Origin of the sequence: Amycolatopsis sp. (assembly GCF_025464955.1) — a bacterium.
Taxonomy (GTDB): Bacteria; Actinomycetota; Actinomycetes; order Mycobacteriales; family Pseudonocardiaceae; genus Amycolatopsis.
Window position 1 is genome coordinate 10,542 of the sequence record NZ_JAODNM010000018.1, and the last position, 22,007, is coordinate 32,548.

A 22,007-nucleotide genomic window follows, 5' to 3' on the forward strand; every position below is an offset into this window, starting at 1 on the left:
ATGGACAATGAAGAAAAGCTTCGGGACTATCTCAAGCGGGCGAGCGCCGATCTGCGGCGCACGAAACAGCGACTGCACGAGGTCGAGGCCTCGGCCCAGGAACCGATCGCCATCGTCGGCATGGGGTGCCGGTTCCCCGGCGGCGTGACCAGCCCGGAGGACCTGTGGCGGCTGGTGGTGGCGGGCGACCACGGTATCGGCGCCTTCCCCGCCGACCGCGGCTGGGATCTCGCCGCCCTCGGCGGGACGCCGGACGGTACCTCGGGCGGTTTCCTCTACGAGGCACCCGACTTCGACGCGGAGTTCTTCGGGATCTCGCCGCGTGAGGCGACGGCGATGGACCCGCAGCAGCGCCTGCTGCTCGAGGTGACCTGGGAGGCACTCGAGCGTGCGGGGATCGATCCGAACTCGGTCAAAGGCAGCGACACCGGTGTGTTCGCGGGCGCGATGGCGCAGCAGTACCGGATCGACGCCGAGGAGGCCGAAGGCTTCCAGTTGACCGGTAATGCCAACAGTGTCCTGTCGGGACGGTTGTCCTACACCCTCGGCCTCGTCGGACCGGCCGTCACCGTCGACACGGCCTGTTCGTCTTCGTTGGTGACTTTGCACCTCGCGGTGCACTCGCTGCGCGCCGGGGAGTGCTCGCTCGCGCTGGCCGGCGGTGTCACGGTCATGTCCAGTCCCGTCACCTTCTCCGAGATGGGTAGGCAGGGCGGTCTCGCCGCGGACGGCTTCTGCCGGTCGTTCGGTGAGGAGGCCAACGGCACCGGCTGGGCCGAAGGTGTCGGGATGCTGGTGCTGGAGCGGCTTTCGGACGCCCAGCGCAACGGGCACGAGGTCCTGGCCGTGGTTCGCGGCAGCGCGATCAATCAGGACGGCGCTTCCAACGGCTTGACCGCTCCGAACGGCCCCTCGCAGCAGCGCGTCATCCAGCAGGCGCTGATCAACGCGCGGATCTCGGCGGACCAGGTCGACGTCGTGGACGCGCACGGGACCGGCACGGTGCTGGGTGACCCGATCGAAGCTCAGGCGCTGCTGGCCACCTACGGTCAGAACCGTGACGCCGCAAGTCCGCTGTGGCTGGGATCGGTGAAGTCCAACATCGGTCACACGCAGTCGGCGGCGGGTGCCGCCGGTGTGATCAAGATGGTGATGGCGATGCGCCATGGGGTGCTGCCCAAGACGCTCCACGTGGAAAACCCGTCTTCGCGGGTGGACTGGGAAGCGGGCGCCGTCGAGCTGCTGACCGAGAGCATTCCGTGGCCGGAGACCGGCCGGCCGCGCCGCGCCGGGGTCTCGTCGTTCGGGATCAGCGGCACCAACGCGCACACCATTCTCGAACAGGCTCCGGTAGCCGAGCCGTCCGTAGTGGACGGTGATGTCGTCACGGGTACCGTTCCAGTCCTGGTTTCCGGCAAGACCCGTGACGCGCTGCGTGCGCAGGCTTCGAGTCTGTTGTCCACAGTGGAGTCTGGGCGGTCGCTGCTGGACACCGCGTTTTCCGTCGCCACCACGCGATCGAGCTTCGAGCACCGTGCCGTCGTCGTCGCGGGCGATTTCGCGAGCCTGCGCGCGGGACTGACCGCGCTGTCAGAAGGCGGGTCTTCGGCTGGAGTCGTGCAGGGCACCACCCAGGCGAAGGTCAAGCAGGCGTTCCTGTTCACCGGCCAGGGTGCTCAGCGCCTTGGCATGGGCCGGGAACTCGCCGGCCGGTTCCCGGTCTTCGCCGCAGCGCTCGACGCTGTGCTGGCTGAGCTGGACGCACACCTCGACCGCTCCCTGCGTGAGGTCATGTGGGGCGAACAGGACGACGTGCTTCAGCAGACCGTCTACACCCAGCCCGCGCTGTTCGCCGTCGAGGTGGCGCTGTTCCGGCTGGTCGAGTCCTGGGGTGTCAAGCCGGACTTCCTGGCGGGGCACTCGATCGGCGAGATCGCCGCGGCCCATGTCGGGGGCGTGTTCTCGCTGGCCGACGCCGCGAAGCTCGTCACCGCGCGCGGCAGGCTGATGCAGGCGCTTCCATCGTCCACTGTAGACGGATCGATGACGGCGGTGCAAGCGACCGAGGACGAGATCGCGGTGCTGCTGAACGATCGCGTGTCCATCGCCGCGATCAACGGGCCGTCCTCGGTGGTCGTCTCCGGGGACTCCGACGCCGTCGCCGAGATCGCGGACCACTTCGCCGCACAGGGCCGTCGGACCAAGCGACTGCGGGTGTCCCACGCTTTCCACTCGCCCCGCATGGACCCGATGCTCGACGAGTTCCGCCGCGTGATCGCGGAGCTGTCCCCGCAGGAGCCACTGCTGCCGATTGTGTCCTCGGTGACCGGCGAGCAGGCGACCGTCGAGCAGCTGACCTCCGCTGACTACTGGGCGGAGCAGGTTCGCCGGCCGGTGCGGTTCGCCGACGTCGTGGCGTGGCTGCACGAGCACGGTGTCGCCGTGTTCCTGGAGCTCGGCCCCGACGGCGTGCTGACCCCGATGGTCGAGGGCTGCCTCGATGGCGCCGCTGACGGTGTTGTCGCGCTGGCGACCCTGCGATCCGGCCACGACGAGACCGCGACCAGTGCGGCCGCGCTCGCGGGCCTGCACGTTCGGGGCGTCGCGGTGCGGTGGGCCGAGTACTTCGCGGGAACCGGCGCGCGACTCGTCGACCTGCCCACCTATGCCTTCCAGCACAAGCGGTTCTGGCCGAAGGCCGGGTCGTTCCAGGCCGGCGACCCGCGCGCGGTCGGCCTCGGTGCGACCAACCACCCGCTGCTGACCGCTGTCGTCTCGCTGGCCGATTCCGACGGTGCGCTGCTGACCGGCCGCCTGTCGCTCGACTCCCACCTCTGGCTCGCCGACCATGTGGTGCTCGGCTCTGTGCTGCTGCCCGGAACCGCCTTCCTGGAGCTGGCGATCCGTGCGGCCGAAGAGGTCGGCTGCGATCGGGTCGAGGAGTTGACCCTGTCCGCGCCGCTGGTGCTGCCCGCGCGCGGAGGTGTCCAGGTGCAGCTGTGGATCGGCAGGCCGGACCTGTCCGGCCACCGCACGGTGAACATCTTTTCCCGGCCGGACGGTGACGACGACCAGCCGTGGATCGCGAACGCGGTCGGCGTGGTCGCGCCCGGCCTGCCCGAGCACCGCCTGCCCGAGGCCGGCAGCGAAGCCACCGAATGGCCGCCCGCCGGCGCGGCGCCGATGACGACCGACGGGATCTACGACACGCTCGCCGAGTCCGGCTTCGCCTACGGACCGGTGTTCCAGGGGCTGCGTGCCGCCTGGCGACTTGGTGACGACGTTTTCGCCGAGGTGACGCTGCCCGACGGCGTCAACACCGATGGCTTCGGCATCCACCCCGCGCTGCTCGACGCGGTGCTGCACGCGTCGGCGTTCGTCGACTTCGGCCCGGAGTTCCACGGCGGTGTGCCGTTCTCCTGGGAAGGGGTGTCGCTGCATGCCGGCGGTGCGTCTTCGGTGCGGGTGCGGCTCTCCCCGGTGGGCGAGGGCACGATGTCGATCTCGGTTACGGACCCGGCAGGCGCGTCGGTCGTCTCGGTGCAGTCGCTGGCGTTGCGCGCGGTGTCGGCGCGCCAACTCAACGACGCCGCGTCGATCGGGTTGGACTCGCTGTTCAGGGTGGATTGGACCGCTGTCCGGTCGCCTACGGCGGTGTCCGAACTGGCCGTTGTCGGAACGGACGTCTTCGGTCTGGCCGGCGCTTCGCCGGTGGTGCCGGATCTGGCGTCGCTCGGCGAGCAGGTGCCGGCTGTCGTGGTGTGCTCGATCGCCGGTGTCGCCGACGACGACAACATTGTCGAGTTCACCCACTCGGTGGCCTCACAGGTGCTGGGACTGGTACAGGCTTGGCTGGCTGAGGAGCGATTCGCCGATTCGCGGCTGGTCTTCGTGACCAGGGGCGCGGTGGACGGCGTGGACCTGTCCGGTGCGGCGGTCTGGGGTCTGGTGCGCACCGCTCAGTCGGAGAACCCTGGCCGGTTCGGCCTGGTGGATGTCGACGCCGATGGTGCGGCGCTGGTGTTGCGGGCCTTGGCGGCGGAGGATCCGCAGCTGGCGATCCGCGACGGCAGGCTGCATGCCGCGCGGCTTGCTCGCGTCGCGGCGCCCCGGGTGCCGGTGGTGTGGAGTGCCGACGACACCGTGCTGATCACCGGCGGAACCGGCGGTCTGGGTGGTCTTCTCGCGCGCTACCTGGTGTCCGAACACGAGGTGCGCAATCTCGTGCTGCTCAGTCGCCGAGGCCTGGCCGCTGATGGCGCCGAGGATCTCGTCACAGCGCTGACCGGCCAGGGTGCCGAGGTCACCGTCGTCGCCTGCGACGTGGCCGACCGCTCCGCGTTGGCGGAAGTGTTCTCACAGCATCAGGTTTCGGCCGTCGTGCACACCGCCGGCGTGCTGGACGACGGTGTCATCGGTTCGCTCACACCGGAACGCATGGACACTGTGCTGCGGCCGAAGGTGGACGCCGCTTGGCACCTGCACGAGCTCACGCAGAGCCTTGACCTCAAGGTGTTCGCGGTCTTCTCGTCCGCCGCGGGCAGCTTCGGCAGCGCCGGCCAGGGCAACTACGCCGCCGGCAACTCGTTCCTCGACGCGCTGATCCTCCGGCGGCGTGAGCTGGGCCTGCCGGGCGTGTCGCTGGCCTGGGGCGCCTGGGAACAGGCCGGGATGCTGTCCGAGGCGGACGCCCTCCGGATCCGGCGTTCCGGGATGCCGCCGCTGTCGGTCGACCAGGGCCTGGCGCTGTTCGACGCCGCGCTCGCCACCGGCGAGCCCGTGGTGCTGCCGCTGCGGCTGGATCTGCCGACCCTCCGGTCCCGTCACGAGATCCCTCCGCTGCTGAGTGGTCTGATCCGCCTCCGGTCGCGCCGGTCCGCCGGCGGCTCGGAGCAGGCGGTCACCCTCACCCGCCGGCTGAGCGGGCTGACCGAGGAGGACCGCCAGGATACGATCGTCGAGCTGATCCGTGGCCAGGTCGCCGTGGTGCTCGGCCACTCCGACGGCGGCGACATCGATCCCGAGCGCCAGTTCAAGGACCTCGGCTTCGACTCGCTGACCGCGGTCGACCTGCGCAACAAGCTGACTTCGGTGACCGGGCTGCGGCTGCCCGCGACGATGGTCTTCGACCACCCGACTCCGCGCGCGCTCGCCGGATACATCGTCGGCGAGCTGTTCGACGCGGACTCCTTCGTGCCGGAGGCGAAGCCGCTCGCCTCGGTGTCCGACGACCCGATCGTGATCGTCGGCATGGGTTGCCGGTACCCCGGTGGCGTGAGCTCGCCGGAGGACCTGTGGCAGCTCGTCACCGAGGGCCGTGACGCGATCTCGGGCCTGCCGGTCAACCGCGGCTGGGACCTCGAACGGCTGTACCACCCGGACCCCGACCACCTCGGCACCTCCTACACCCGCTCGGGCGGCTACCTGCACGACGCGGGCGAGTTCGACCCCGGCTTCTTCGGGATGTCCCCGCGTGAGGCGATGGCCACCGACTCCCAGCAGCGGCTGCTGCTGGAGACCACGTGGGAAGCGATCGAGCACGCCGGCATCGACCCGGTTTCGTTGCGTGGCAGCCAAACCGGTGTATTCGCCGGGGTGATGTACAACGACTACGGCGCCGGTCTCGGTGGCGTCGAGTTCGAAGGCATGCAGGGCAGCGGCACTTCGCCCAGCATCGTCTCCGGTCGCGTTTCCTACACCCTCGGGCTGGAAGGTCCCGCGGTCACCATCGACACCGCATGCTCGTCGTCGCTGGTGGCGATGCACTGGGCGATGCAGGCGCTGCGGGCCGGGGAATGTTCGCTGGCGCTGGCGGGCGGAGTGACCGTCATGTCCACGCCGATGGCCCTCATCGAGTTCTCGCGCCAGCGCGGCCTGGCCCCGGACGGCCGGTCGAAGGCGTTCTCCGACTCCGCTGACGGCGTCAGCTGGGCCGAGGGGGTCGGCGTCGTCGTGCTGGAGCGCATGTCCGACGCGCTACGCAACGGCCACGAGGTCCTGGCGGTCGTGCGGGGCAGCGCGGTGAACCAGGACGGCGCGTCCAACGGACTGATGGCTCCCAACGGCCCGGCCCAGCAGCGGGTCATCCGCAAGGCGCTGGCCGGCGCTGGCCTGACCACGTCCGATGTGGACGTCGTGGAGGCGCACGGCACCGGCACCAGCCTCGGCGATCCGATCGAGGCGCAGGCCCTGCTGGCCACCTACGGCCAGGACCGCGAACGGCCGCTGTTGCTGGGCTCGGTCAAGTCGAACTTCGGTCACACGCAGGCGGCGGCCGGAGTGGCCGGGGTGATCAAGATGGTGCTGTCGATGCGGCACGGCGTCGTCCCGAAGACGCTGCACGTCGACACCCCGTCGTCGCATGTGGACTGGACCGCGGGCGCGGTGGAACTGCTGACCGAGCCGACCGAGTGGCCGGAAGTGGACCGGCCGCGCCGGGCCGGTGTCTCCTCGTTCGGTATCAGCGGCACCAACGCGCATGTGATTCTGGAGCAGAGCGACCTTGCCCCGCGCGGAACGCGCGGACAAAGCACCGCGGGAGTCTTGCCTTGGCTGGTTTCCGGCAAGACCAAGGCGGCCGTCCGTGCACAGGCCGCCCGGCTTCGGTCCTATGTAGATGCACGCCCCGATCTCGACATCGCCGATGTCGCGCTGTCGTTGGCCACCACCAGGTCGGCTTTCGAGCAGCGCGCGGCCGTGGTCGGCGGCGACCGCTCGGCATTGCTGCGGTCGCTGACCGCGCTGGCCACCGATTCGGCTGACGCGGCCGTAGTCGAGGGCGAAGCTACCGGCGTCGGCCGCGTCGCGATGCTGTTCACCGGACAGGGCAGCCAGCGTGCTGCGATGGGCAAGGAGCTCTACCACCGGTTCAGTGTCTTCGCGCGAGCGCTGGACGTCGTGGCCGCGGAACTGGACCGGCACTTGGACCGTCCGCTGTTCGACGTCCTGTTCGCGGACGAAGGCACCCCGGAAGCGGCGCTGCTCGACCAGACCGGCTGGGCGCAGCCCGCACTTTTCGCCGTCGAGGTCGCACTGTTCCGGCTGGCCGAGTCGTGGCGGATCAAGGTCGCCTACCTGGGCGGGCACTCCATCGGCGAGATCGTGGCGGCACATGTGGCCGGCGTGTTCTCCCTCGCCGACGCGGCAACCCTGGTGGCGGCGCGGGCGCGGTTGATGCAGGCGTTGCCCGGGAATGCTTCAGTGTCGCGTAGCGACTCCGTTGAGGGTGGTGGTGGGCGACGGGTGGGCGGAGCGATGGTCGCCGTGCAGGCCTCCGAGGACGAGATGCTGCCGCGGCTGACCGATGGCGTGTCGATCGCCGCGATCAACGGTCCGACCTCGCTGGTGATCGCCGGTGACTCCGACGCGGTGCTGGAGATCGCCGCCGGTTTCGGCGAACAAGGCCGCAAGACCAAGCGGCTGCGGGTCAGCCATGCGTTCCACTCGCCGCTGATGGACCCGATGCTGGCGGAATTCCGCGAGGTCGTGGCGGGTCTGTCCGCCGAGGCCCCGCGCATCCCGCTCGTGTCGAACCTGACCGGGCGAATCGCCACCCCCGAGCAGGTGTGCTCCCCGGACTACTGGGTGGACCATGTCCGCGGGACCGTCCGCTTCGCTGACGGTGTGAGCGCTCTGAGTGATGCCGGCGTGAACACCTTCGTCGAGCTGGGCCCGGACGGTGTGTTGTCGGCGATGGTCCAGGACGTGCTCGGCGACGAGCCCGCTGTCGTGCCGTTCCTGCGCGCCGGGCGGTCGGATGAGCTGGCGATCAGCACGGCGTTGTCCAGGTTGCACGTCAACGGGTCCACTGTGGACTGGAAGGCCTACTTCGCCGACAGCGGCGCACGGTGTGCCGACCTGCCGACCTACGCGTTCCAGCACTCGTTCTTCTGGCCGGTCTCCGCCGGCGCTGCCGCGATCTCCACCACGTCCGGCGATCCTGCCGACGACCTGCTGTGGGCCGCGATCGAGCGCGGGGACGCGAACGAACTAGCCACCCTGCTCCGGCTCGGCGAGCAGCAGCAGTCCTCGCTCGACACCCTGTTGCCCGCCCTGTCCTCGTGGCGGCAGAACAGCCAGCAGAAGACCCAACTGGATTCCTGGCGCTACCAGGTGAGCTGGACCCCCTTGCGGATCGCGGCGAGCCCGGTGTTCGACGGCACCTGGCTGCTGCTGAGCTCCGAAGGCAACCAGGACGCACTCGCCGGACAGTTGCGCGACGCACTCGTCACCCACGGCGCGCGGGTGCGGCACGTCGTACTGGACGAGTCCTGCGTCGATCAGGAAGTGCTTGCCGAGCGGCTGGCCGGTGCCGAAGAGTTCGCGGGCGCGGTGTCGCTGCTCGGGTTGGATGAGCGGCCACATCCCGTGCTGTCACTCGGGCTCGCGTTGACCATCGCGGTGGTGCGCACCCTGGAAACTCCTTTGTGGACGGTCACCCGAGGCGCGGTGGGTACCGGCGCCGGAGATCTCGTCAGCTCGCCTGCGCAGTCCGCGGTGTGGGGTCTCGGCCGGGTCGCCGCGTTGGAGTACCCGCAGCGTTGGGCCGGTCTCGTCGACCTCCCGGCGGAGGCGACCGGACCCGTCGTCTCGAAACTGCTGAGCGTGCTGGCCGGTCTCAACGGTGAAGACCAGACCGCGATCCGGGCTTCCGGCGTCTTCGGCCGGCGGCTCGCGCACCGCCCGGTCGAGACGCTGCCCGCCGACGACGAGTTCACCGCGCGGGGCACCGTGCTGGTGACCGGCGGCACTGGTGGCCTCGGCGCCGCCACCGCCCGCTGGCTCGCCGGCCGCGGTGCGGAACACCTGGTGCTGACAAGCCGTCGTGGACCTGACGCTCCCGGCGCGGCCGAGTTGCGCGCGGAGCTGGAAGGGCTGGGCGCCCGCGTTGAGATCGTCGCCTGCGACGTCGCCGATCGCGACGCGCTCGCCGCCGTGATCGACGCCGTGCCCGAGCTCACGGGCGTCGTGCACGCGGCCGGTGCCGGCCAGAACTCGCCGCTGGAGCTGACCAGTATGGACGAGTTCGCCGAGCTGATGTCGGCGAAGGTCGTCGGCGCGGTCAACCTCGATGTCCTGCTCGGCGACCGCGAGCTGGACTTGTTCGTGCTCTTCGGCTCGATCGCCGGAGTCTGGGGCAGTGGTGGCCAGAGTGCCTACGGCGCGGGCAATGCCTTCCTTGACGGGCTCGCCGAGAACCGGCGTGCCCGCGGCCTCGCGGCGACGTCGGTTTCCTGGGGCCCGTGGGCCGAGGTCGGTATGGCCACCCAGGACGTCATGTCGGACAACCTCGCACGTCGCGGTTTGTCCTTCCTGCAGCCCGAAAAGGCGATCACGGAGCTCAACCGCGCGATCGTGCAGCAGGACGTCACGGTCACCGTGGCCGACGTCGACTGGGAGCGCTACTTCCCGATCTTCACCTCGATCCGGCCCAGCGCCCTGCTCGGTGACCTGCCCGAGGTGCGTGAGCTGGCGGCGATCGCCGAGACCGCGGGCGACGCCGGTTCCGAGTTCGCCCAAGGGCTGCGTGGCCTGACCGAAGCCGACCGGCTGCGACGGCTGCTCGAACTGGTCCGCGGCCAGGCGGCGGCGGTGCTGGGGCACAGCTCTGCCGACGAGGTGGGTGAACAGCGCGCCTTCCGCGACCTCGGCTTCGACTCACTGACCGCGGTGGAACTGCGGAAGGCGCTCGGCACCGCGACCGGCCTGAACCTGCCCGCCACCCTGGTGTTCGACTACCCGACCCCGCGGGTGCTCGCGGACCATCTGCTGGCCGAACTGTTCGGCGCGGGCGACGATGTCGCCATCACGGCGGTACGTGGCGACGGCGCTTCGGACGAGCCGATCGCGATCATCGGCATGAGCTGCCGCTTCCCCGGCGGCGCGACCACGCCCGAAGAGTTCTGGTCACTGATCAGCGACGGCGTCGACGCCATCACCCAGTTCCCCGATGACCGCGGCTGGGACGTCGCCGCGCTGTACAACGAAGACCCCGATCAGTCGGGCGCCACCTACTCGATGGCCGGTGGTTTCCTCCACGACGCCGGCGAGTTCGACCCCGCCTTCTTCGGGATCAGTCCGCGTGAGGCCAACGGGATGGACCCGCAGCAGCGGCTGCTGCTGGAGACCACCTGGGAGTCGATCGAGCGGGCCGGGATCGACCCCGCCTCGCTGCGCGGCACCCGCACCGGCGCGTTCATCGGCTCCAGCTACGCCGAATACGGCGGCAACGAGGAAGGGTCCGAGGGCTACCAGGTCACCGGCACGATCCCCAGTGTGTTGTCCGGCCGCGTTTCCTACGTGTTCGGGCTCGAAGGCCCAGCCGTCACCGTCGACACCGCCTGCTCGTCTTCACTGGTCGCGCTTCACCTCGCGTGCCAGTCACTGCGCAGCGGTGAAAGCACGTTCGCGCTGGCCGGCGGCGCGACGGTGATGCCCAACCCGAAGCCGCTCATCGCCTTCAGCAGGCAGCGCGCGCTGGCCCAGGACGGTCGCTGCAAGGCGTTCTCCGATTCCGCCGACGGCATGACCGTGTCCGAGGGCATCGGCGTGCTGCTGCTCGAACGGCTGTCGGACGCCCAGCGCAACGGCCACGAGATCCTGGCCGTGGTACGCGGTTCCGCGGTGAATCAGGACGGTGCCTCCAACGGGCTGACCGCCCCGAACGGCCCGTCGCAGCAGCGCGTCATCATGCAGGCACTGGCGAACGCCGGGCTCGCACCGTCTGATGTGGACGCTGTCGACGCGCACGGCACCGGCACGAGGCTCGGCGACCCGATCGAGGCGCAGGCGCTGCTGGCGACCTACGGCCGCGGCCGCGACGCGGACCAGCCCCTGCGGCTGGGCTCGGTCAAGTCGAACATCGGACACACCCAGTCCGCGGCGGGTGTGGCGAGCGTGATCAAGATGGTGATGGCGCTGCGCAACGGTGTTCTTCCGCGCACGCTGCACGTCGACACGCCGTCCACGCACGTGGACTGGAGCTCGGGCGCGGTGTCACTGCTGACCGAGTCGCTCGAATGGCAGCCGAACGGGCGGCCCCGCCGGTGCGCGGTCTCGGCGTTCGGCATCAGTGGCACGAACGCGCACACGCTGTTGGAGGAAGCACCGCGGTCCGGCAGGGCGCCTTCCCCGGTCGAGCCGGTTGCCGGGGTCCTGCCTTGGGTGATCTCCGCCCGTAGTGCGCCCGCGTTGCGTGACCAGGCCGCGAACCTGCTCGGCAGGGTGACCGCGGAGCCCGAGTGGCGTCCCGTCGACATCGGCTTCTCGCTGGTGTCCTCGCGGGCGGTCTTCGACCACCGGTCGGTGGTCCTCGGTGAGTCCCGCGACGAGCTGACGACCGGCTTGACGGCGTTGAGCGGTTCCGAGGTCGTCAGCGGCGTGGCCGATCTGAACGGCCAGATCACCTTCGTCTTCCCGGGGCAGGGCACCCAGTGGGTGGGCATGGGCGCTCAGCTGATGTCGGAGTCGCCGGTCTTCGCCGAGCGGATGGCCGAATGTGCCGCGGCGCTCGCGCCACACCTCGACTGGTCGTTGCTGGATGTGCTGCGTGAGGTGCCCGGTGCGCCTTCGCTGGAACGGGTCGACGTGGTTCAGCCCGCGTCGTTCGCGGTGATGGTTTCCCTCGCCGAGATGTGGCGTTCCTTCGGGGTGGTGCCGGACGCGGTCGTCGGGCACTCCCAGGGTGAGATCGCCGCGGCTTGTGTGTCAGGGGCGCTGTCGCTGGAAGACGCCGCGAAGGTGGTTGCGCTGCGCAGCCAGGTGATCGCGCGGCGGCTGTCCGGCCGCGGTGGCATCGCCTCGGTCCCGCTGCCCGTGGATGAGGTCCAGGCCCGGCTCGAGGAGTGGGACGGCCGCGTCTCGCTCGCCGCGGTCAACGGCCCGCGCTCGGTCGCGGTTTCCGGGGAGACCGAGGCCTTGGACGAGCTGTGCGCGCGGCTGACCGGCGAAGACGTCCGGGTGCGCCGGATCGCGGTGGACTACGCCTCGCATTCCGCACAGGTCGCCGATATGCACGACGAACTGGTCGCCGAGCTCGCCGGAATCGTTCCGCGGGCGCCGCACGTACCGTTCCTGTCCACGGTGACCGGCGAGTGGATCGACGGCCCGCAGCTGGATGTCGAATACTGGTACCGCAACCTGCGCCAGACCGTGCGGCTGCTCGACGCCGTGCGGACGCTGCTCGCGGCGGGCCATCGTGCGTTCGTGGAGGTCAGCTCGCACCCCGTGCTGGCGGTCGGGCTGGAGGACACGATCGCGGACGCCGGTGAGCGCGCGGTCGTGACCGGTACCTTGCGCCGCAACACAGGTGGACTGCGCCGGGTGCTGACCTCAGTGGCTGAGCTGTTCGTGCGTGGTTTCCCGGTGGACTGGCCGACCTGCTTCGAAGGCACTGGCGCGCGGCGGCTGGACCTGCCGACCTACGCCTTCCAGCACGAGCGCTTCTGGTCCGCGCCCACGATGATCGAACCCGGCCCGGCCGGCCAGGTGGACGCCGTGGACGCGGCGTTCTGGGCCGCGGTCGAGCAGTCGGACTTCGACGCGCTCACGTCGAGCCTGAACATCGACGAGGACTCGCTCGCCGCGGTCCTGCCCGCACTGACCAGCTGGCGCAAGCAGCAACGTGACCAGTCCACAACGGACTCCTGGCGCTACCGCACCGTCTGGAAGCCGTTGAGTGGCCTGCCGATGGCCGCGCTGCCGGGCACCTGGCTGCTGGTCACCGCGGACGGGATCGCGGACGACGACGTAGCTGCCGCACTGAGCGGTCACGGCGCCGAGGTGCGCCGCTTGGTGCTGGACGAGTCCTGCATCGACCGCGAGATCATGGCTTCCCGGCTCGAAGTCGCGGCCGAGGGTGTTGCGGGGATCGTGTCGTTGCTGGCTTCGGCCGAGGAGCCGGCCGAGTCGTTCCCGGCTCTGCCGTCCGGCCTCGCCCTCACCGTCGCGCTCGTGCAGGCCCTGGGAGATCTGGCACGGGGAGACAACGAGATCAGCGCTGCGCTGTGGTGCGTGACCCGCGGTGCCGTGTCGACCGGCCGCTCCGACCGCGTCTCCCACCCGGCCCAGGCTCAGGTGATGGGTCTCGGCTGGACGACGGCGCTGGAGAACCCGCAGCGCTGGGGCGGCATGATCGACCTGCCGGAGGTTCTCGACCAGCGTTCCGCGCAGCGGCTGGTCGCCGTGCTTTCCGGTGGTACCGGCGAGGATCAGGTCGCCATCCGCGCGTCCGGCGCACTCGCCCGCCGCGTCGTCCGCGCCCCCGCCAAGGAGGAACGGGCTCGCGAATGGTCGTTCAGCGGCACGACGCTGATCACCGGCGGCACCGGGACGCTCGGCCCGCACATCGCGCACTGGGCCGCCCGTCACGGTGCTGAGCACCTGGTGCTCGCCAGCCGCAGCGGCATGGCCGCACCGGGTGCCGAACTGATCGTCGAACAGCTCGCCGAGCTGGGCACCAGGGTTGAGATCGTCGCCTGCGACATCACCGACAAGGGCGCGCTCGCCGACCTGCTGGCCAGGCTCGACGTCCGAACGGTCGTGCACACCGCGGCCGTCATCGAGCTGGCATCCCTTGCCGAGACCACCATGGACCAGTTCGCCAGGGTCGTGCACGCGAAGGTCGTCGGCGCCCGCAACCTCGATGAGCTGTGCGGCGAGGAAGTCGAGAACTTCGTGATGTTCTCGTCCATCTCCGGCACCTGGGGCAGTGGGCAGCACGCGGCGTACGTCGCGGCGAACGCGTACCTCAACGCGCTGGCCAGTAGCCGCCGTGCCCGTGGTCTGAGCGCCACTTCGCTGTCTTGGGGCATCTGGGCGGACGACATCGGCCTCGGCCGCGTCGACCCCGAGCAGATCCGGGGCAGCGGCCTGGTGTTCATGAACGCCCGGCTGTCGCTGGACGCCATGCTGCGAGCCGTCGAAGGCGACGAGACCGAACTCGCCATCGCCGACATCGCTTGGGACCGCTACCACCCGGTGTTCACCTCGTCCCGGTCGACGACGCTGTTCGACGAGATCCCCGAAATCCGGCAGCTGGCCGCCGCGGAACAGGCCGCGACCGCTGCCACCGACGACGGATTCGTCGCGAGGATGCGCGCGCTGCCCAGTGCCGAACAGGAACGGGTCCTGCTGGACCTGGTCCGCGGCCAGGCCGCGACGGTGCTCGGACACGCCAGCGGCGACGCACTGTCGGAGCACCAGGCGTTCCGTGACATCGGCTTCGACTCGCTCACGGCGGTCGACCTGCGTAACCGCCTCGTGGCGGCGACCGGGCTGACCCTGCCGACGACGATGGTCTTCGACCACCCGAGCCCGCTCGCGCTCACCGAGTTCCTGCGCTCGCAGATCGACGGCGTCGAAATCCTGTCGGCCGCCCCGGCGGTGTCCTCGGCCACCGACGACGACCCGATCGTGATCATCGGCATGGGCTGCCGCTACCCCGGCGGGGTCAGCTCGCCGGAGGACCTGTGGGAGCTCGTGCTCGGCGGCGGCGACGCCATCTCGGGATTCCCGGCCGACCGCGGCTGGGACGCCGAGATGCTGTACGACGCCGACCCCGACCAGGAGGGGTCGACCTACTCCGTGCAGGGCGGATTCCTGCATGACGTGGCGGACTTCGACCCCGGCTTCTTCGGGATCAGCCCCCGCGAGGCGCTGTCGATGGACCCGCAGCAGCGGCTGCTGCTGGAGACGACCTGGGAGACGTTCGAGCGGGCCGGGATCGACCCGGCTTCGCTGCGCGGAAGTCTCACCGGCGCGTTCATCGGCGCGAGCTACCAGGACTACACCAACGCCCAGGCGGGCTCGTCCGACGGCGCTGAAGGCGCCGAGGGCTACATGATCACCGGGACGCTGTCGAGCATCCTGTCCGGCCGTGTCTCGTACCTGATGGGGTTGGAAGGCCCGGCGGTCACGCTCGACACGGCCTGCTCGTCCTCACTGGTCTCGATGCACCTGGCTTGCCGGTCGCTGCGGGACGGCGAGAGCTCGCTGGCACTCGCCGGTGGCGTGAGCATCATGGCCACCCCTGGCGCGTTCGTCGGCTTCAGCCGCCAACGCGCGCTCGCCGTCGACGGCCGCTGCAAGGCGTACGCCGAGGCGGCCGACGGCATGACGCTGGCCGAAGGCATCGGCCTGGTGCTGCTCGAACGACAGTCCGACGCGCTGCGTAACGGCCACCGGATCCTCGCGGTCGTCCGCGGCAGCGCGATCAACCAGGACGGCGCCTCGAACGGGCTCACCGCGCCGAACGGCCCAGCACAGCAGCGAGTCATCCAGCGGGCACTGGCGAACGCGCGGCTCACACCATCCGAAGTGGACGTTGTGGAGGGCCACGGGACCGGCACCGCGCTGGGCGACCCGATCGAGGCGCAGGCCCTGTTCGCCACCTACGGCAAGCGTGCCGAACGCCCACTGCTGCTCGGTTCGGTCAAGTCCAACATCGGCCACACCCAGATGGCATCCGGTGTCGCCAGCGTGATCAAGATGGTGCTGGCCATGCACCACGGCGTACTGCCGAAGACCCTGCACATCGACGCGCCTTCGTCCCATGTGGACTGGTCGTCCGGAGCGATCGAGCTGCTGACCGAGCAGGTCGAGTGGCCGGAGACCGGGCGTCCACGGCGGGCCGCGGTGTCCTCATTCGGCCTCAGCGGCACCAACGCCCACACCATCCTGGAACAGTCGCCGCCGGTCGAGCAACCGGCCGAGGTCGAGATTCCCGGTGCGGTGCCAGTGTTGCTCTCCGGCCGTACCGACGAGGCTCTGCGTGCGCAGGCCGGCCGTCTGCTTTCCCTGCTGGAGAGGCGACCTGGCCTCAGGCTCGCGGATCTGGCCTTCTCGCGGGCGACCACCCGGTCGAGCTTCGAACGCCGGGCCGTCGTCGTGGCCGAGGAGACCGGCGACCTGCTGCGGAGCCTGTCCGCGCTGCGCGACGAGCTTCCCGACTCCGGTCTGGTGCGGGGGACGGCCGCTCGCGGCAGGCTCGCGTTCCTGTTCACCGGACAGGGCAGCCAGCGGCCGGGAATGGGCCGCGAGCTCTACGACCGGTTCGAGGTGTTCGCGGACGCGCTGGACGAGGTGCTGGCCCATCTCGACACGCAACTCGAACAGCCGCTGCGTGAGGTCATCTTCGCCGAGTCGGGCGACCTGCTCGACCTGACCGGCAACACCCAGCCGGCGCTGTTCGCACTCGAGGTCGCACTCTTCCGCCTGGTCGAGTCGTGGGGCGTCCGGCCCGACTACCTGACCGGGCACTCCATCGGTGAGTTCGCCGCGGCACATGTCGCGGGAGTGTTCTCGCTGGCCGATGCCTGCACCCTGGTCGCGGCCCGCGGCCGGCTGATGCAGGCACTGCCGACCGGCGGCGCGATGGTGTCCGTGCAAGCGACCGAGGACGAGGTCACGCCGCTGCTGACCGGCGACGTGTCCATCGCCGCGATCAACGGCCCGGCTTCGCTGGTCATCTCCGGTGACGAGGACGCCGTCCTCGCGATCGCCGCTCGGTTCGAGAAGACGAAGCGGCTACGGGTGAGTCATGCCTTCCATTCGCCGCTGATGGACGCCATGCTCGAAGACTTCCGGCAGGTGGCCGGAACCGTTTCCTACAGCGCGCCGGTGATCCCCGTGGTCTCCACGGTGACCGGCTCGCTCGCCACCGCCGAGCGGCTGGCCTCGCCGAACTACTGGGTGGACCAGGTCCGCGCCACCGTCCGATTCGCCGACGGGGTTTCCTGGCTGGCACAGGAGGGTGTCCGTACCTTCCTGGAGCTCGGCCCCGACGGCGTCCTGTCCGGGATGGCGCAGGAGAGCCTGGCCGGGGACGCGGTGCTGCTGCCCGCCCTGCGCCGGGATCGTGCCGAGGTGCCCGCGATCCTCGGCACGCTGGCCGGTCTGCACGTCCACGGCGTACCCGTGGACTGGCGCGCGTTCTTCGCCAAGTCGGGCGCGCGGCTGATCGACCTGCCGACCTATCCGTTCCAGCATCAGCGTTTCTGGCCGGAGGGCCGTCCCGCCGACCAGGCAGTCTTGGGTGCGGCCGATCCGGTCGACGCCGAGTTCTGGTCCGCCGTCGAGCGGTCCGATCTCGAAACCGTGGCTGCCACGCTGCGACTCGATGGGGTCACTGTCGCCGAAATGGTGCCCGCGCTGGCTTCGTGGCGACGCAAGGGCCAGGAGAAGTCCGTTGTGGACAGTTGGCGCTACGGTGTCACCTGGAAGCCGGTCGGCGGGGCTCCGGCGGTGCTCACCGGCCCATGGCTGGTGCTGCTCGACGGGAAGGCCGACGACTGGGCGACGACGGTCGTCGACGCGCTCGCGGTGGCTACTGTGCGGGTTCCGGTCGGCGGAGCCGATCGTGCCGCGCTCGCCGAGCAGCTGCGCGACATCGCCGCCGGCGGAACCCGGTTCGGCGGCGTGCTTTCCCTGCTGGCCGTTTCCGATGACGGCGTGGCGCTGTCGATCGCGGCGATCCAGGCTCTGGGCGACGCCGGGATCCAGGCGCCACTGTGGTGTGTGACCCGCGGTGCGGTGTCCGTCGGCCGTTCCGACCAGCTCGCACATCCGGCCCAGGCCGCGGTGTGGGGCATCGGCCGAGTGGCCGCGATGGAACACCCCGAGCGCTGGGGTGGTCTCGTAGATCTTCCGGATGCGCTGGACCGGGTTACCGCACAACGACTTCCGGGCGTGCTGGCCGCTGCCGAAGACCAGGTCGCCGTCCGGCCCTCCGGCGTCTACGCCCGCAGGCTCGGCCACCGGCCGTCCGGGCCGGAGAGCGCACGTCGTGAGTTCCGGCCGACCGGCACCGTCCTGGTGACCGGTGGCACGGGCGGTATCGGCGGGCACGTCGCCCGCTGGCTCGCCCGTGACGGCGCCGATCACCTGCTGCTGATCAGCAGGCGCGGCCCGGACGCACCGGGCGTCGACGACCTGGTGCGGGAGCTCAGCTCGCTGGGCACCGAGACCACCGTCGTCGCCTGCGACGTCGCCGACCGCGACGCGCTGGCCGCGGTGCTGGCCGGCCATCCGGTCAGCGCTGTCTTCCATGCGGCCGGTGTCGTCGACGACACCGTCCTCGACACGCTGACACCGGACGGCCTCAGTACCGTGCTGGGTCCGAAGATGGACGGCGCCCGTCACCTGCACGAGTTGACCCACGACCTGTCCGCGTTCGTGCTGTTCTCCTCCACAGCCGGAGTGATCGGCGCGGCGGGACAGGGCAACTACGCGGCGGCCAACGCCTACCTGGACGCGCTCGCGGAACACCGGCGGGCACAAGGACTGCCCGCGACCTCGGTCGCCTGGGGCCCGTGGGCCGAGGCGGGCATGGTCGCCGACGCCGCGCTCGTGGAGACCCGCGTGCGCCGCGGCGGGTTCACCCCGATGGCGCCGCAACCGGCGATCACCGCGCTGCGGCAGGCGATCGAGCACGGGGAAGCGAACCTCACCGTCGCCGACATCGACTGGACCCGGTTCGTCCCCGCCTTCACCATGCTGCGGCCGATGCCGCTCGTCACGGACCTGCCCGAGGTCAGGGCGATCCGGACCGGTCAGGCGCCGGCGGTCACGCCACCGAAGCTGAAGGACCACGCTGCCGTACTCGGACTGCTGCGGGCCCAGGTCGCGGCGGTGCTCGGCCACGCGGACGCGACCGAGATCGAGCCGGACCGGGCGTTCAAGGACCTCGGCTTCGATTCACTCACCACCCTGGAACTGCGCAACCGCCTCGTGGTCGCGACCGGGCTGACGCTGCCCGCTTCGCTGGTGTTCGACTACCCGACGCCGTTGGAGCTGGCGGACTTCCTGCTGGCCGAACTGCGCGGCTCCGACGGCGACCCGGGCGAGAAGGTCGTCACCCGTGGCATCGCCACCACTTCGGCCACCGACGACCCGATCGCGATCGTCGGGATCGGGTGCCGTTTTCCGGGTGGGGTGGCTTCGCCGGAGGACCTGTGGCAGCTGCTCGCCGAGGGCCGTGACGGGATTTCCCCGTTCCCCGAGGACCGCGGCTGGGATCTGGCCGCGCTCGCGTCCGGGCATTCGGCGACCCGCGAGGCCGGCTTCCTGAGCGGGGTCGCCGACTTCGACGCGGCGTTCTTCGGTATCTCGCCGCGTGAGGCGCTGGCGATGGACCCGCAGCAGCGGCTCGTGCTGGAGACCGCGTGGGAGGCCCTGGAGCGGGCCGGGATCGATCCGGCCACGCTGCGCGGCAGCCAGACCGGAGTCTTCGTGGGCACCAACGGCCAGGACTACGGCGAAGTGCTGCGCAGGGCCGCGGACGCCGACGTGCTGGGCTACATCGCCACCGGCACCACGGCGAGCGTCATGTCCGGTCGGCTTTCCTACAGCCTCGGACTGGAAGGCCCGTCGGTCACGGTCGACACGGCGTGCTCGTCCTCGCTCGTCGCGATGCACTGGGCGACACGGGCGCTGCGCACGGGAGAGTGCGAACTGGCACTGGCCAGCGGTGTTTCGGTGATGTCGAGCCCCGACTCGTTCATCGAGTTCACCAGTCAGGGCGGGCTCGCCCCCGACGGCCGCTGCAAGGCGTTCGCCGAGGGCGCGGACGGCACCGCCTGGTCCGAAGGCGTCGGTGTCCTCGTGCTGGAACGGCTCTCCGACGCGGTCCGCAACGGACACGAGGTGTGGGGCGTCATCCGCGGCTCGGCGGTCAACTCCGACGGCGCCTCGAACGGCCTCACCGCGCCCAACGGGCCGTCCCAGCAGCGGGTGATCCGCCAGGCCCTCGCCGACGCCGGGCTGCCTGCCGCCGAGATCGACGCGATCGAGGCGCACGGCACGGGCACCACGCTGGGCGACCCGATCGAGGCTCAGGCCCTCCTGTCCACGTTCGGCGGCGAGCGGGACCACCCGCTGTTTCTGGGGTCGGTCAAGTCGAACATCGGGCACACGCAGGCCGCCGCCGGGATGGCGGGCGTCATCAAGATGGTGCTGTCGATGCGGCACGGCGTCCTGCCGAAGACACTGCACATCGACGCGCCGTCCTCCCACGTCGACTGGACATCCGGGACGGTGTCGCTGCTCAGCGAGCAGGCGGCGTGGCCGGCGACCGGGCGTCCGCGCCGGTCGGGTGTGTCGGCGTTCGGCCTGAGCGGCACCAACGCGCACGTCGTGCTCGAACAAGGTCCGACCACTGTGGACTCCACCAGCGTGCCGGCCATCGCTCCGGCGGTGGTGCCGTTGCTGGTGTCCGGCAAGACCCAGGAGGCGCTGCGGGCTCAGCTTGATCGGATCGCCACGATCGACGCGAATCCGCTGGATGTCGCCTACTCACTGGCCGGACGGTCGAGTTTCGCGCACCGCGCGGTGTTGCTGGCGGCGGACGGACACGTCTCGGAGGTCGCTCGCGGTGTCGGGCGAGGTTCCGGCGAGACCGCGTTCCTGTTCACCGGCCAGGGCAGTCAGCGGATCGGGATGGGCCGGGAGCTCTACGCCCGGTTCCCCGTGTTCGCGGCCGCGTTCGACGAGGCCGCGGCGCATCTCGACGTGCTGCTGGACCGCCCGCTCCGCGAGATCGTCTGGGGCGAGGACGCGGAAGCGCTGAACCGGACCGGGTGGGCTCAGCCCGCACTGTTCGCCCTCGAGGTGGCGCTGTTCCGGCTGGTCGAGTCCCTGGGTGTCCGGCCGGACCGGCTGGCGGGGCATTCGGTCGGTGAGATCGCGGCCGCGCATGTCGCCGGTGTGCTTTCACTGGCCGACGCTTCGACCCTGGTGGCCGAGCGAGCGCGGCTGATGCAGGCACTGCCCTCGACCGGGGCCATGGTCGCGGTGCGGGCGAGCGAAGCGGAAGTCCTGCCGTACTTGACGGATCTGACGGATCTCGTCTCGATCGCCGCGATCAACGGGCCTTCCTCGGTGGTCATCTCCGGCGACTCCGACGCGGTGCTGGCGCTTGCCGGGCGGTGGAAGCACAAGCGGCTCACCGTGTCGCACGCCTTCCACTCGCCACTGATGGACCCGATGCTGGACGAGTTCCGTACCGTCGTCAGCGGTCTGTCGTTCGAAGAGCCGCACATCCCGATCGCGGCTTCCGGCGATGTGACCTCGCCCGAGTACTGGGTGCGGCACGTGCGGGACACCGTGCGCTTCGCGGACGCACTGCGGACGTTGACCGACGCCGGCGTGAGCACCTTCGTCGAGCTGGGGCCGGACGGTGCGCTGTCGGCCATGGCCGACGAGATCGTGATGGTTCCGGTGCTGCGCAAGGATCGCGGCGAGGAAACCGCGTTCACCACCGCGCTGGGACAGCTGCACGTCCGTGGCACCGCCGTGGACTGGCAGGCGTTCTTCGCCGGAACCGGTGCCCGCATGATCCTCCTGCCGACCTATGCCTTCCAGCGTCAGCGCTTCTGGCCGGAACCCGCGATCTCGGTCGCCGCGGGAGTGAACGTGGACCGGTTGCGATACCGGATCACGTGGTCCCCGATCAGCGTTACCGGTCCGTCGACGCTCGACGGCCGGTGGCTGGTGCTGGTCCCCGAAGACGCCCCCGATGTCGCTGATGCCACGGATGTCACCGAGTGGACCGACGCGGTGGTCGCCGCGCTGGGCACCGGGGTGGTCCGTGCCGGGACCTCCGACTTGCCTGAGCCCACTTTCGACGGTGTCGTCTCCTTGCTGGCGACCGGTCCGGCCGACGTCGTGAAGCTGTTGGCCGAGGCCGGGATCAGCGCGCCACTGTGGTGTGTCACGAAGGCGGCGGTCAGCGCCGGTTCTTCGCTGGTCAACCCGGACCAGGCCGCCGCGTGGGGTCAGGGCCAGGTCGTCGCGCTGGAGTCGCCGGACACCTGGGGCGGTCTCATCGACCTTCCCGAGGACTTCGACCAGAACGCCGCCGCCGGCTTCGTCAGCGTGCTGGCCGGGATCGACGGCGAGAACCAGGTCGCGGTCCGCTCGGAGGGTCTGTTCGCTCGACGATTGGTCCGCTCGGCGCCCAGCACCGAGGTATGGCGGCCGGCGGGCAAGGTGCTGCTCGTCGGTGAGAACCC

Annotated in this window: 1 protein-coding gene (only partly in view); it reads left to right on the forward strand. The window is 70.5% G+C overall.

The window, feature by feature from the left end:
- A protein-coding gene (locus JWQ81_RS02410; RefSeq protein ID WP_297537092.1) for a type I polyketide synthase crosses the window boundary here: on the forward strand, window positions 1-22,007 show its 5' portion. 5,506 nt of this gene lie beyond the right edge of the window; the window shows 22,007 of its 27,513 coding nt (coding positions 1-22,007); it begins with the start codon at window positions 1-3; its stop codon lies off the right edge, out of view.